The 13,327-nt window shown below is 69.4% G+C and carries 12 protein-coding genes; 11 read left to right on the top strand and 1 reads right to left on the bottom strand.

Translation table 11 applies throughout. The features are described from left to right. A partial coding sequence (locus MVA01S_RS06020; protein WP_060941555.1) for a DUF222 domain-containing protein occupies nucleotides 1-1,142 on the bottom strand: 1,142 nt, incomplete at its 3' end. 405 nt (nucleotides 1,143-1,547) lie between these two features. On the opposite strand from MVA01S_RS06020, the gene MVA01S_RS32410 reads away from it, so the two are divergent. The 11 genes from MVA01S_RS32410 (at nucleotide 1,548) to MVA01S_RS05970 (ending at nucleotide 13,326) form a co-directional block, all read left to right on the top strand. Next, nucleotides 1,548-2,054 carry a transglycosylase family protein gene (locus MVA01S_RS32410; protein WP_435405974.1) on the top strand — a complete coding sequence of 169 codons (507 nt, stop codon included), beginning with the start codon at nucleotides 1,548-1,550 and terminating at the stop codon, nucleotides 2,052-2,054. 81 nt (nucleotides 2,055-2,135) lie between these two features. Beyond that, on the top strand, nucleotides 2,136-3,020 hold the full coding sequence (locus MVA01S_RS06015) for an NAD(P)H-dependent oxidoreductase (protein WP_003932158.1): 885 nt from the start codon (nucleotides 2,136-2,138) through the stop codon (nucleotides 3,018-3,020). After that, entirely contained in the window at nucleotides 3,004-3,468 is a 465-nt protein-coding gene (locus tag MVA01S_RS06010; protein ID WP_003932159.1) for an RrF2 family transcriptional regulator, read from the top strand. The genes MVA01S_RS06015 and MVA01S_RS06010 overlap by 17 nt, the downstream gene beginning before the upstream one ends. A gap of 32 nt (nucleotides 3,469-3,500) precedes the next feature. Beyond that, nucleotides 3,501-4,697: an acyl-CoA dehydrogenase family protein gene (locus tag MVA01S_RS06005; RefSeq protein ID WP_003932160.1), complete on the top strand. Its 1,197-nt coding sequence runs from the start codon at nucleotides 3,501-3,503 to the stop codon at nucleotides 4,695-4,697. Beyond that, a complete protein-coding gene (locus MVA01S_RS06000) occupies nucleotides 4,697-5,407 on the top strand; it encodes an HpcH/HpaI aldolase/citrate lyase family protein (RefSeq protein ID WP_003932161.1) in 711 nt (236 codons plus the stop codon). Before MVA01S_RS06005 ends, MVA01S_RS06000 begins: the two co-directional genes overlap by 1 nt. Continuing rightward, nucleotides 5,404-7,020 (top strand): ABC transporter substrate-binding protein, encoded by a 1,617-nt coding sequence (locus tag MVA01S_RS05995; RefSeq protein WP_003932162.1) that lies wholly within the window; start codon nucleotides 5,404-5,406, stop codon nucleotides 7,018-7,020. Before MVA01S_RS06000 ends, MVA01S_RS05995 begins: the two co-directional genes overlap by 4 nt. 67 nt (nucleotides 7,021-7,087) lie before the next feature. Further along, nucleotides 7,088-8,734 (top strand): ABC transporter substrate-binding protein, encoded by a 1,647-nt coding sequence (locus MVA01S_RS05990; protein ID WP_003932163.1) that lies wholly within the window; start codon nucleotides 7,088-7,090, stop codon nucleotides 8,732-8,734. Continuing rightward, on the top strand, nucleotides 8,731-9,696 hold the full coding sequence (locus MVA01S_RS05985) for an ABC transporter permease (RefSeq protein WP_003932164.1): 966 nt from the start codon (nucleotides 8,731-8,733) through the stop codon (nucleotides 9,694-9,696). The genes MVA01S_RS05990 and MVA01S_RS05985 overlap by 4 nt, the downstream gene beginning before the upstream one ends. After that, nucleotides 9,693-10,601 carry an ABC transporter permease gene (locus MVA01S_RS05980; protein WP_003932165.1) on the top strand — a complete coding sequence of 303 codons (909 nt, stop codon included), beginning with the start codon at nucleotides 9,693-9,695 and terminating at the stop codon, nucleotides 10,599-10,601. Before MVA01S_RS05985 ends, MVA01S_RS05980 begins: the two co-directional genes overlap by 4 nt. Continuing rightward, nucleotides 10,598-12,208 (top strand): dipeptide ABC transporter ATP-binding protein, encoded by a 1,611-nt coding sequence (locus MVA01S_RS05975; protein ID WP_003932166.1) that lies wholly within the window; start codon nucleotides 10,598-10,600, stop codon nucleotides 12,206-12,208. Before MVA01S_RS05980 ends, MVA01S_RS05975 begins: the two co-directional genes overlap by 4 nt. Then, nucleotides 12,205-13,326 (top strand): acyl-CoA dehydrogenase family protein, encoded by a 1,122-nt coding sequence (locus MVA01S_RS05970; protein ID WP_003932167.1) that lies wholly within the window; start codon nucleotides 12,205-12,207, stop codon nucleotides 13,324-13,326. Before MVA01S_RS05975 ends, MVA01S_RS05970 begins: the two co-directional genes overlap by 4 nt. The last annotated feature ends 1 nt before the right edge of the window (nucleotide 13,327 follow it).

Here is a 13,327-nt window from a genome sequence, read left to right as displayed (position 1 = left end):
CCGTAGGCGCCGACGGTGCAGCACGGTTTCGTGCAGCCGCCGTCGCGGGCGATCAGCATGATCCGCTGCGCCGGAGAGGCCACCCGCTTGGTGCGGAACAGATCCAACGCCGACCCGGTCGCGCGGTCGAACACCGCCAGATAGTGGTTGGCATGCCCGGCCATCCGGATGACGTCGGCGATCGGCAGGACGGTGCCGCCACCGGTGACACCGACTCCGGCCGGCGATTCCAGATCTTGCAACGTGGTGCGGATGATCACCGACACCGGCAACCCATTGAGCTTCCCGAGTTCCCCGCTCATCAGCGCAATACGACCGACCGCGACGAAGGCGTCGTGCTGGCGCTGGGCCAGGCTGCGGTGATCGTTGTCAATCTGGGCTTGCGACGGTGTGCCGGAGGTGCAGGGTTCGGGATCGTCGGGGTTACACATTCCGGGGGCGGCGTACTTGGCGAAGATCGCCTCCAACACCGCGCGGGCCTCCGGGGTCAACTGCGCAGTCATGGGGGTCATCGCGTCGGCGCCCTGCTTACCTAACGAGACGCCGCGCTTGCGGGCACGTTCGGTGTCATCAGGCTCCGGACCGTCCTGATCCATCAGGAACAACGTGCGATCCGCGGAGTCCTTCAACTCCTTCGGGCCATTGCCCACCGCAGTACGCACCAGGTCGACCTCGAACTGCTCCCGGGTGGCGGTGTCCACCCAGCCCGGTACCTTCTTGATCGATTTTCGGATCACTTCGACGTGTTCGGCGTTGATCCAGCCGCGCGCCTGGGCCATCGCAGTCGCCGGCAAAAGCGGCGGCAACGGCGGCCCGGTCAACGACCTCCGCGGTGCCAACACCTCGGCCTCGGCCAGCCGCCGGTGGGCCTCCGACCCCGAGATCCGCCACCGAGTCGTGAGGACTTCCTTCCAGGACTTCGCGCCCATCTGCTGCGGAGCGGCCTCGGCCTGCAACCGCGCCAGCAGCCGGTGGCTCATCGCCGGTAGTTGGCACGACAGAGTCTCGAGGTCGTCCAGAACGGCAACAAGATCCGGCCGCGTCAGCAGATCCACCTCGTACGCGGCCACCTCCTCGAATGCAGCCCGCACCGCGCTGACCGCGCTTTGCAAGTCCCCACCCGCCATACTTCGAACATACATTCGACCACCGACAAATCCAGTCCTTCAAGATGCTTCGACCCCGACGGTCGGGCTGCGATCGTCCGACATCGTCCGTTGGGATTCCGGTTCAGCAGTTGGTTGGAATTCCCTGCAGCGCTGCCGAATACGGCGACCGAAATCGAACAGGCGAACCTGATGATCTGGGTGCGACAGCGCTCCGAGAGCGCCGTCGAACGCGGTGCCCGCCGCTATACCCGGCTCGGACCTACATGCCTGACGCGTGAGTTTCATGAACAAATTTCACAGTCTCCTCAGCCTTCACTCCGAGAACACAGATAACAATTGCGCTGCGCATCGTTCAGCTTTGAAGGGACATCCGTTGCACATGCGCAAGGTGTTGGGCGCGGCGCTGACCGCACTGCGCTGTCCACAACGTCGTTGGCCGTGGCTGCACCGACCGCGCATGCCGGCACGGTGGATTGGGATGCGTTCGCGCACTGCGAATCCAGCGGCAACTGGGCCGCCAACACCGGCAACGGGGTCTACGGCGGCCTGCAGTTCTTGCCGTCCACCTGGCGCGAACACGGCGGTGTTGGCTCGCCGGCACAAACGCCACGTGAGTACCAGATCATGGTCGCCGAACGGGTCCTTCGCACGCAGGGGATCGGCGCTGGCCCGTCTGCGGCGCTTTCGCCCTTTCCCCGAGGTCGTCGGCTCCTGCCGGTACCGGCAGCGCATGCCGCCTCGTGTCCGGGGTCGTGTTGGGCGGCGCCGTCAACCTCAGCCGGATGGGGTCGACGAACTGTCGAGCCGGGGGAGCGGCAATCGCCGGTGGGGTCACGACCTTGGGGCCTCGGTATTCCAACGGATCTCGAAACCGTGGCTACCCGCATCCCCGCCGTCCAACGTCGTCGGCCGCGGGAGAACCGACCCAAGAATCACCGCGAATAGATGTCTTTCCCTACCAATCCGCTAGAGAAAGAATCCCTCTCGACCGCAGTTACGAATAGGACTGTCCAAGAGGAGGTTTGAATGGCTCTGATCGTCCTCCTCGCCGGTACCACCGGGAAGACCTCCCGCGCATACGCATTGAGCACCTATGTCGCCGAATGCTTGGACGGCTACGGGCACACCACCGTCATCGTCGACCCCGGCCTCACCCCGGCCGAGGTACTGATCGGCGGGGACAGCTCCGCGGCGGCCGCCCGCGACATCGCGGCCACCGTCGAGGCCGCCGACGCGGTCATCCCGGTCACCCCGGTCCGTAACGGTTCCTTCTCCGCGACCCTCAAAGCAGTGCTCGACCTGCTGCCGCCGGGCGCCTTCACCGACAAGGTCGTCATGCCGGTCGCCACCGGGGGCACTTCCTCGCACCTCACCGGCCTGGAGTACTCCCTGCACCCCGTCATCCTCGACCTGGGCGGCCGCCAACTGGTGCGTGGCGCCTACGTACTCGACCGTGACCTGGAGGTGCACGGGTGCGGGGCCGTGGTCGCCCCGGAATCCGACGACGCCCTGCGTCTGGCGGTCGCGGGCCTGTCCGCCGCGCTGGGCAGCACGACCCAGGTCGCCGGCAACGACGAACTGCTGATCCACCCGGACGAGGCGCTGGCCCGGCACCGCGCCGGCGCCTTGCTGCTCGACGTACGCAAGAGCGGGGACCGTGACCGTGTGATCCCCGGCGTACTGCACGTCGAGAAGGTCGATGTTCCGGCGCTGTTCGACCCGCAGGAGCAGGGCGCGCTGGGTGTCGCCCGGACCCGCTCCATCGTGGTGTTCTGCAACCGGGAGCAGGGGTCGGGCCGTGTCGTGCAGACGCTGCGCGACCTCGGCTACACCGAGGTCCGCCACGTGCGCGGTGCCGCAGCGGGTTTGGAGCACGAACTGGTGAAGACGGCCCATGCGCATATCGGCTAAGACGGACTATGCCCTGCGGGCGCTGGCGCACCTGGCCGCGGACTGGCAGGTGCCGCACAGCTCCGAGAGCATCGCCGCCGACCAGCACATCCCGGCCAAGTATTTGGAAGCCATCCTCTCCGAACTCAACCGCACCCGGTTCGTCGTCAGCCAACGCGGGCACGGCGGCGGCCATCGGCTCCGGGTCGCACCCGACCGCATCGCGGTCGCCGACATCGTGCGGGCGCTCAACGGCCCACTACTCACGGTGCGCGGGGAGTGTCCCGAAGACCTCGACTACGGAGACCGGTTGGAGGCCTTGCAATCGGTCTGGGTGGCGGCCAGGGTCTCGCTGCGGCGGGTGCTCGAACGCACCACCCTGGCCGATCTGGTCGCCGGCCGGCTCCCCGACGACATCGCCGAACTGACCCGCGAACCCGGGGCCTGGGAGTCCCGCAGCGCCATCTGACCCACAACCCGACCACGTTCAGGAGAACCGTTGTGACCTCGCTTGCCGCCACCACCACGGTGGCCGACCTGCGCGACACGGCCCGCACCGTCCTACCCGAGATCGCCGCCGAAGCCTCCGACCGGGAACTGGTGCGTCGCATGCCATTTCCGGAGGTGGCGCGTCTCTTCGCCGAAGGCCTCGGAACGTGGCGGGTACCGAATAAGTTCGGCGGCCCGGATGCCACCGTCAGCGAGCTGATCCGGTTCATCATCGACCTGGCGACCGCCGACGCCAACATCGCCCAGGCCGTGCGCTCGCATTTCGCCTTCGTCGAACAACTGCGCCGCTCGCAGAATCCCGAGCAGCAGGAACGCTGGTTCGCCCGCATCCTGGCCGGTGACGTGTTCGGGCTGGCCAGCGGCGAGACCGGCGGTGCGCAGGGCAAGATCGCCACCCGGGTCACCCAGACTCCGGACGGGTGGCGGGTCAACGGCGTGAAGTACTACAGCACCGGCACCCTGTTCGCCGACTGGATCAACGTGCGCGCCGTCGACGAGGACGATCAGCCCATCGCCTTCGTGCTGCCCGCCGACCGGGACGGGATCGAGCGTATCGACGACTGGGACGGCATCGGGCAGCGGCTCACCGCCAGCGGCACCACCACCTTCACCGACGTCGTCATCCACGAGGACGAGTTCACCGCGGTCGACAACCGGGGTGATGTCCGCCCCGCGCTCTCCCCGTTCTTCCAGATCTTCCTCGCCTCGGTCGAGGTCGGCATCGCCCGCAACGCGCTGTCGGACGCGATCGCCTACGCCCGCAACAAGGCTCGCCCCATCAAGCACAGTGGCGTGGAGCGGTCGGTGGACGACCCGTACGTCCGGTTGACGGTGGGGGAGACCGCGGCCCGCGTCTACGCCGCGGAATCGGCGGTGCTGCGTGCCGCCGAGACCATCGACCGGGTCGACGAGGTGCCCAACGGTTCCGATGCGGAGCAGGTCGCCCTGCTGGAAGCCAGCGTCACCGTGGCGCGGGCCCAGTTCTTCGCCGTCGAGGCCGCGCTCAAGGCCGGCGAACAACTCTTCGACGTGGGCGGCGCCTCCGCCGCGGCGCGCAGCCACAACCTGGACCGGCACTGGCGCAACGCCCGCACGGTTGCCAGCCACAACCCACGCGCCTACAAGGCGTCCGTCGTCGGCGCCTACCTGCTTGACGACATCCAACCTCCGACCACGGGATTCTTCTGATGACTTTGCAATTCGACCCTGCCAAGATCCGCTCCTACTTCTACGTGCCCGCCGGCGATGAGAACCTGGTCGCCGCCGCCTTCGACAACGAAGCCGACGCGGTGGTCTTCGACCTGGAGGACCTGACCCCGCCGGACCGCAAGGACATCGGCCGCAAACTGGTCTCCGAGGTCATCACCGGCGCACCGCCCAAGCCCGTGCTGGTGCGTGTCAATGCCGTGGGCACCGGGTACCTCGACGCCGACCTGGACGCCATCGTCGGTCCCGGGCTCTCCGCGATCCGGGTGGCCAAATCCGTCCGGGCCGACGAAGTCCGGCTGGTGGCAAAGGAACTCGACCGCCGCCGCGCCACCGCCGGGATCACCCGGGTGATCGGGCTGCAGGTGATGGTGGAGACCGCGGCCGGGGTGCTGGCCGTGCCCGAGTTGGCCGCGGCCGACCACCTCGTCGAGTCGATCGGCCTGGGCGAGGGCGACCTCAAGAAGGATCTGGGCACCACCACCGACGAGGGACTGTTCGCCTCCCGCGCCCAGGTGGTGCTGGCCGCCCGCGCCGCAGGGCTGCCAGGGCCGGTGCAGGTCACCTTCCCGCCCGGCGGGGACGCCGACGCCCTGCGCGCCTCCACCGAACTGGGCCGGCGCCTCGGCTACACCTCGCGCACCCTGCTCAACCCGGCCCACATCCCCGTCGTCAACGAGATCTACGGATGATGCGCACCCGCACCCTGTCGGCACTGGTGGCCACCGCCGTCCTCGCCGCGGGCTGCGCCGGGTCCAGCACCGAAACCGCCGCGCCCCAAGGTGATCCGGTGCGCGGCGGGACGCTGCGCTACGCGGTCGCGTCGTATCCGGAATGCATCGACGCCGCCGTGCGGGCCCGGCTGTTCAGCGGCCCGCAGCAGTTCGTCGAAACACTCACCGACCAAGACGCCGACGGCGACATCGTGCCCCGGCTGGCCCGGTCCTGGGAGATCACCGACGGCGGCCGCACCTACACCTTCGAGCTGCGCGACGACGTCACCTTCTCCGACGGCAGCCCACTGACCGCCGAAGTGGTGCGCGCCAACCTCGACGCCCTGGTGACTCTGGCCGCCGACGGCAACGCCGACACCCCGGTCAACAGCGCGCTGAACAGCTACGCCGGCTCCGACGTGCTGGACGACCACACCGTCCGGGTCCGGTTCGACCTGCCCGAACTGGGATTCCTGCGCAACGCCAGCGACCCCTACCTCGGCATCTACGCGGCCAGCACGGCGGCTGCCTCCTACGAGGACCGGTGCGCCGGAAAGCTGGTCGGCTCCGGGCCGTTCGTCATCACCGAGGCCGTCCGTAACCAGCGCATCGTGCTGGAGCGCCGGGACGGCTACAACTGGGCGCCCGAGGCGGTGTCCGAGCACCAGGGCGAGGCCTACCTGGACCGTATCGAGTTCCAGGTGGTGCCGGAGTCCGGAGTCCGCGTCGGCGGGCTGCAGTCCGGCCAGTTCGACGTCATCGACGAGGTACCCGCAACCGACCAGGAGGCCCTCAAAGCCAGTGGCGCGCAGGTGGTGTTCGGCACCATCCCGAACCTGAACCCGGGCGTCTACCACAACCCGTACAGCCAGTTCGGCGCCGACGTGGTGCTGCGCCGCGCGATTCTCAAGGGGATCGACCGCGAGGAGATCCGCGACACCCTGTACAGCCCGGACTACCCGGTGCCCACCGGCCTGGTGGCGGCCTCGACACCGCTGGCCGCCGATCAGTCCGAGGAACTGGCCTACGACCCGGAGGCGGCCAAGGAGCTGCTGGAGGCCGACGGCTGGGTGCCGGGCCCGGACGGGGTGCGGGTCCGCGACGGGGCGCGGCTGGCCCCGAAGCTGAACTACGTGGCCGGCAGTACCCGCGGGGCCAGCCAACAGGATCTGGAACTGATCCAGCAGCAGCTCAAGCAGGTGGGCATCGACGTGCGCCTGGTGCCCACCACCGCCGCCGAGGAATCGGCCAACCTGAAGAACGTGGCCGAGGCCGATTACGACTTCGCCTCCGGTGCCGGGCTGAGCAAGGACATCGACTTCCTGATCGGGTTGTTCCGCGCCACCAATCGGCGTCTCGGTGGTTTTCCCGACCCGGAACTCGAAAATCAGATCGACGCACTGGATTTCGCCGAGAACGACGAGCAGCGGCTGGCCGCCGCCGACGCGCTGCAGCGCTACCTGATCGCCGAGGCCGACTGGATCCCGGTGCGCGAGGCCACCCGCGTGTTCGCCACCGCCGCCGACGTGCACGGCTACCGCATCGACCCCTACGGCGAGAGCGTCTTCTACGACACGTGGATCGCCCGATGAACCGATGTCAGAACTGATCCTCTGATCGTCCGTCGTCCCGGCCCGCACTCGCAGAAATGACTTGCCCATGAACACTTCTCGTTACCCCGCCACCGTCGCCCTGCTCGGCGCGCTGACTCTCACCCTGTCGGCGTGCTCCGGTTCGGGCACGGACGCCTCCTCCGAGCCGGCCGGTGACCCCGTGCCCGGCGGCACGCTGACCTACGCGCTGGCGGAATGGCCCAAATGCGTGGACCCGGTGCTGCGGGCCCGCGGCCTGTCCGCGCCCGAGCACTTCGCCGACCGACTCACCGATCAGGACCGCGAAACCGGGGAGGTGATCCCACGGCTGGCCGAGAGCTGGGAGATCGCGCCCGGCGCCAAGTCGTTCACCCTGCACCTGCGCGACGACGTCACCTTCTCCGACGGCACCCCGCTGACCGCGGAACTGGTGAAGGCCAATCTGGACAACCTCAAGGCGATCACCAAGAGCGGCCAATCCGAAACCCAGATCATCAGTGCCCTCAACACCTATCAGGGCACCACCGTCGTCGATCCGCACACCGTCCGCGTCGACTTCACCGAGCCCGAGCTCGGCTTCCTGCGCAACCTGTCGGACCCGTACTTCTCCGTCTACGCCCCCGCCACACTGGAGGCCCCGCTCGAAGAGCGTTGCGCGGGCAAGAATCTGATCGGCAGCGGGCCGTACGTGATCTCCGAGGTGATCAACCAGCAGCGCATCACCCTGGACAAGCGCGACGACTACAACTGGCCCACCCCGGGCGTCACCGACCACGAGGGCGCGGCCTACCTGGACCGCATCGTCTTCGAGGTGGTGCCCGAATCCGGTGTCCGGGTGGGCGGTCTGACCTCGGGCCAGTTCGACATCGTCGACGACGTCCCCGTCATCGACCAGGACGCGGTGAAACGCCAGGGTGCCGAGATCCTCACCGCCACTACTCCGAATCTGGTTCCGGGCCTCCGGCAGAACCCGCTCAGCCCGCTGGGCAGGGACCTCGTGGTGCGTCAGGCCATCCAGAAGGCGATCGACCGCGAGGAGATCCGCGACACCCTGTACTCCGATGAGTACAACATCCCGACCAGCGCCATCGCCGCCAACACCCCGCTGTGGCAGGACAAGTCGGAGTTCCTGCAGTACCAGCCCGAGGAAGCGCAGAACCTGCTGGCCGACAACGGCTGGGCCAAGGGCGCTGACAGAGTGTGGGCCAAGGACGGGCTGCGGCTGGCACCGAAGATCATGATCATCACCGGATCCAGCCAGGGCGCCACCCAGCAGGAACTCGAACTGATCCAGCAGCAGCTGACCAAGGTCGGCATCGCCGTGCAGATCCTGCCGGTCACCCAGGCCGAGTACTCGTCGCTGATGAAGAACAAGGCCGACGCCGGCTACGACTTCCTCACCGGTTCCGGACCCGCCAAGGACGTCGACTTCCTGGTCGGGCTGTTCCAGAACACCAACCAGGCGCTGCAGGGCTCCAATCAGCTCGACCTGGAGGAGGCGGCCGCCACCCTGAACCGGGCGGCCACCGACGAGGACCGCGCCGCGGCGGCCGGGGCGCTGCAGGAGAAGCTGCTGCGCGACGGTTACTGGATCCCGGTGCGCGAACAGACCAAGGCCGTCGGGGTGGCGCCCGACGTGCACGGGGTCAGCATCGACCCGTACGGCGCGACCGTCCTCTTCGACGCCTGGCGTACCGGCGGTGGCGGCTCATGAGCCGCTACCTGCTGCGGCGGGTCACCCAGGGGCTGTTCGTGCTGTGGGCGGCGTTCACCCTGACCTTCGTCATCCTGTACCTGCTGCCCAGCGATCCGGTGGAGATCATGCTCAGCTCCGGCGGGGACCAGATCGCGCTGGACCCCGCCGTGGTCGACGCCCTGCGCGCCGAACACCACCTCGACCAGCCGGTACACCTGCAGTACCTGTACACGCTGTGGGACGCGGTGCGCGGTGACTTCGGCAACTCGGTGCCCACCGGGGAGAAGGTCACCGCCCTGATCTCCGAGGCGCTGCCGCAGACCCTGCTGCTGGCCGCGCTGGCCTTCGTGCTGTCGCTGCTCGCCGGCGGCACGCTGGCCCTGCTGGCCACCTACACCCGGCTGCGGCCGCTGCGCCAGTTCCTGCTGTCGCTGCCCCCGCTGGGCGTGTCGGTGCCGACCTTCTGGATCGGATTGCTTCTACTGCAGGCCTTCTCGTTCGGCACTGGATGGTTTCCCGCCACCGGCAACAAGGGCTTCGGTTCGCTGGTGCTGCCGGCCCTGACGTTGGCGGTGCCCACCTCGGCGGTGTTCGCACAACTGCTGGCCAAGACGCTGACCGCCACCTGGGCTCAGCCCTATATCGACACCGCCGTCGCCAAGGGCGTACCGCGCTGGCAGATCCAGCTGCGGCACGCGCTGCGCAACGCGTCCATCCCGGTGCTCACCATCATCGGCATCACCATCGGCAACCTGCTGGCGGGCGCGGTGGTGGTCGAGACGGTGTTCAGCCGGCACGGGATCGGCCGGCTGACCGAACAAGCCGTTGCCGCCCAGGACATCCCGATGCTGCTCGGGCTGGTGGTGCTGGCCGCGGCGATCTTCGCGGTGGTCAACCTCGTGGTGGACCTGATCTACCCGCTGGTCGATCCGCGGATCGCGCGGGTGCGGCCCGTCACGATCGGAGGGGGAACCGCATGACCGTGCTCGACGTGCTGGCGGTCGAGGCCGAGGAACCGGCCGAGCCCGATCTGCGGATCCGGGTCCGCACTCGCGGCCAGCGCTGGCGCGGGCCCCTGCTGACCGCGCTGCACCGGCCCGGACTGCTGCTGTCGGTGCTGTTCCTGGTGCTGGTGTTCGGGTGGGCGCTGTTCCCCGAACTGTTCACCGGCCGGGACCCGCTGATCGGCGTGCCGCGGGACAAGCTGCAGCCGCCCGGCGCCGAATACCTGTTCGGCACCGACCATCTGGGCCGCGACGTGTTCTCCCGGGTGGTGCACGGCACCGCGCTGTCGCTGCAGGCCACGGCGATCGCCGTGGCGGTGGGCCTGGTGGTCGGCTCGGCCATCGGCGTGCTGTCCGGCTTCGCCGGGGGCCGGGTCGACGACGTCATCATGCGCCTGGTCGACGTACTGCTGTCCATCCCCGGGTTGCTGCTGTCGCTGGCCGTGGTCACCGCACTGGGCTTCGGTACCGTCAACGTCGCCGTCGCGGTGGGGGTGGCCTCGGTGGCCAGCTTCGCCCGGCTGATGCGCTCGGACGTGCTGCGCACCCGCACCCAGACCTTCATCGAGGCCGCCGAGGTGTGCGGCGTCCGCAAACCGACCATCCTGTGGCGCCACATCCTGCCGCACTCGCTCGGATCGGTACTGGTGCTGGCGGCACTGGAATTCGGGGCGGCGATCCTCGCGGTGTCCTCGCTGAGCTTCCTCGGGTTCGGTGCCCCGCCGCCGGCACCGGAGTGGGGTTCGCTGGTGGCCGAGGGCCGCAACTACCTGGCCACCGCATGGTGGCTGACCACCCTGCCCGGACTGATCATCGCGCTGGCGGTGCTGTCGGCCAACCGGATCAGCCGGGCCCTGGACAACGACGGGCTGATCCGATGAGCCTGCTGCAGCTTCAGGATCTGCACGTCGGCTACCGCGGCCGCGGCGTCGAGGTCGACGCGGTCCGCGGAGTCGACCTGACCATCGCACCCGGCGAGGTGGTGGCGCTGGTGGGGGAGTCCGGCTCCGGGAAGTCCACCACCGCGCACTCCATCATCGGGCTGCTACCGGCCTCCGGGGCGGTGACCGCCGGATCCATCACCTACGACGGCCGCGAGATCACCCGGCTGCGCGGGCGGGCGCTGCGCAAGATCCGCGGCGCCGAGATCGGTTTCATCCCACAGGATCCCAACCTCGCGCTGAACCCGGTCAAGCGGGTCGGTGAGCAGGTCGCCGAAACGTTGCGGGTGCACGGGCTGGCCGGCCGCGCCGAGGCCGCCGAACTGGCCATCGAGATCCTGGACCGGGCCGGGCTGACTCACCCGGAGGCCCGCGCCCGCCAGTACCCGCACGAGCTGTCCGGTGGCATGAAACAGCGCGTGCTGATCGGGATCGCGCTGGCCTGCCGGCCCAAGCTCGTCATCGCCGACGAACCCACCAGCGCCCTCGACGTCACGGTGCAGCGGCGGGTGCTGGACCATCTGGCCCAGTTGACCGCCGAGGACAACACCTCGGTGCTGCTGATCACCCATGACCTCGGCGTCGCCGCGGACCGCGCCGACCGCATCGTGGTCATGCGGCACGGCCGGGTGGTCGAGGAGGCACCCACCGCCGGGCTGCTGGCCGCACCTGCGCAGGCCTACACCCGGAAGCTGCTGGCGGCCGCGCCCAGCCTGTCCGGCGACACCCTGCTGCCGGAGCGGCCGGCGCAGACCGGCCCGCTGCTGTGCCTGGAGCGCATCACCAAACGCTTTGCCCTGCCGGGGCGTAAGGAACCAGTCACCGCTGTCGACGACGTGTCTCTCACGGTGCACCGTGGCCGCACCTACAGTCTGATCGGCGAATCGGGTTCCGGGAAGTCCACTCTGGCGCGGATCGCGATGCGGTTGGAGCAGCCCACCGCGGGTCGGGTGTGGTTCGACGGCACCGACATCACCATGGTCGGCGGGAACCAATTGCGCGAGCTGCGACGGCGCGTGCAGCTGGTGTACCAGAACCCGTACTCCTCGCTGGACCCACGGCTGCAGATCGGGGAGGTGATCGTCGAACCCCTGCGCGCCTTCGGGATCGGTGACCGCGCCGCCCGCGCCCGGCGCGCCGCCGAACTGCTCGACCAGGTGGCGCTGCCCCCCGGGACCGCGCAACGCCGGGCCGCCGAACTGTCCGGCGGCCAGCGGCAGCGCGTCGCGATCGCGCGCGCGCTGGCGCTGCAACCGGAACTGCTGGTACTCGACGAACCAGTCTCCGCGCTGGACGTCTCGGTTCAGGACCAGATCCTGCGATTGCTGGTGGCACTGCAGCAGGAACTCGATCTCGGCTATCTGTTCATCTCCCACGATTTCGCGGTGGTGCAGCAGATCTCCGATGAGATCGGGGTGCTGCGCCGCGGCGAACTCGTGGAGCAGGGCCCGACCTCGCAGATCTTCGGGGCGCCGCGGCACGCGTACACCCGCGAACTGATCGATGCGGTACCGGGCAACCGCGCCGCCAGCGGAGGTGCCCGATGACGTTGTCGGCGCGCCAGGTGCGCGAGGCGGTGGCCGCCCGGGCCGCCGCGGACTGGGATGCCGGGTTCCAACCGCAGAACTTCACCGATCTGCGGGCCAGCGGCCTGCCGGCCCTCACCGTGCCGCGCCAACTCGGCGGTCCCGGGGCCGGGATCGCCGAGGCCTCGGCCGCGGTCCGCGAGATCGCGGCCGGCGACGCCGCCACCGGGCTGGTGCTGGCCATGCACTACATCCACACCACCCGGCTGTTCACCAGCAGCACCTCCGATGCGCTGCCCAAGCTGGCGGCCCGCATCCTGGCCGACGGCGAACTCGTCGCGCTGGTGGCCAGCGAGCAACTCAGCGGCGCCCCGAGCCGCGGCGCGCCGATCAAGACGGTCGCCACCCGCCGGGACGACGGAGGTTGGCGGATAACGGGATCCAAGACTTACGCCACCGGGGCCCGGGCCGCGGGCAGCATCGTGATCGTGGCGTCCTTCGCCGACGGTCCCGGCAAGGGGCACTTCCTGGTGCCGCAACCGGCCGACGGGCTCACCGTGCTGGAGACCTGGGACGCGGCCGGCCTACGCGGCTCCGACAGCCAGGATCTGCGCCTCGACGATGTCTGCGTCGACCCCGGGGCACTCGTCGAGACCGTCGGCGCCGACGGGCCGGTCGATGCCACCCAACCGATCTGGTGGCCGCTGATGCTGGCGTCAGTGCACCTGGGGGTGGCCGAGGCCGCCCGCGCCGAGGCGATCGCGTTCGCCGCCGGCCCGCGCACCGACGGCCGGCCGGGCGCCCTGAAGGACACCACCCGGATCCGGGACCGTGCCGCGGCCGCCGAACTCGAATACCTCAGCGCCCGAGCACTGCTCGACGATGCGTTGCGCCGCGTCCCGGACCGGGACATCACCGCGGCGCAGGCCGGCGCAGTGAAGGTGCTGGTGCACCGGCACGCCACCGCCGTCGTCGACCACTGCGGACAGTTGATCGGCGCGGCGTCGATGCGGCTGAGTTCCCCGCTGCAACGGCACTACCGCGATCTGCGGGTCGCCCTGCACAACCCGCCCGCCGAGGACACCGTGCTGGCCTGGCTGGCCACCGAGGTGCTCGGCCCCACCGAGAACCAGGAGTGAG

The organism is Mycolicibacterium vaccae NBRC 14118 = CIP 105934 (assembly GCF_001552715.1).
GTDB lineage: Bacteria > Actinomycetota > Actinomycetes > Mycobacteriales > Mycobacteriaceae > Mycobacterium > Mycobacterium vaccae.
Note: the sequence above shows the minus strand (reverse complement) of the source record. Positions and strands in the feature narration are given on the sequence as shown.

Coding starts and splice junctions, on each gene's coding strand:
- MVA01S_RS05980 (WP_003932165.1), top strand. CDS start 9,693: ATGACCGTGCTCGACGTGCTGGCGGTCGAGGCCGAGGAACCGGCCGAG.
- MVA01S_RS06010 (WP_003932159.1), top strand. CDS start 3,004: ATGCGCATATCGGCTAAGACGGACTATGCCCTGCGGGCGCTGGCGCAC.
- MVA01S_RS06000 (WP_003932161.1), top strand. CDS start 4,697: ATGACTTTGCAATTCGACCCTGCCAAGATCCGCTCCTACTTCTACGTG.
- MVA01S_RS05990 (WP_003932163.1), top strand. CDS start 7,088: ATGAACACTTCTCGTTACCCCGCCACCGTCGCCCTGCTCGGCGCGCTG.
- MVA01S_RS05970 (WP_003932167.1), top strand. CDS start 12,205: ATGACGTTGTCGGCGCGCCAGGTGCGCGAGGCGGTGGCCGCCCGGGCC.
- MVA01S_RS05995 (WP_003932162.1), top strand. CDS start 5,404: ATGATGCGCACCCGCACCCTGTCGGCACTGGTGGCCACCGCCGTCCTC.
- MVA01S_RS06015 (WP_003932158.1), top strand. CDS start 2,136: ATGGCTCTGATCGTCCTCCTCGCCGGTACCACCGGGAAGACCTCCCGC.
- MVA01S_RS05985 (WP_003932164.1), top strand. CDS start 8,731: ATGAGCCGCTACCTGCTGCGGCGGGTCACCCAGGGGCTGTTCGTGCTG.
- MVA01S_RS05975 (WP_003932166.1), top strand. CDS start 10,598: ATGAGCCTGCTGCAGCTTCAGGATCTGCACGTCGGCTACCGCGGCCGC.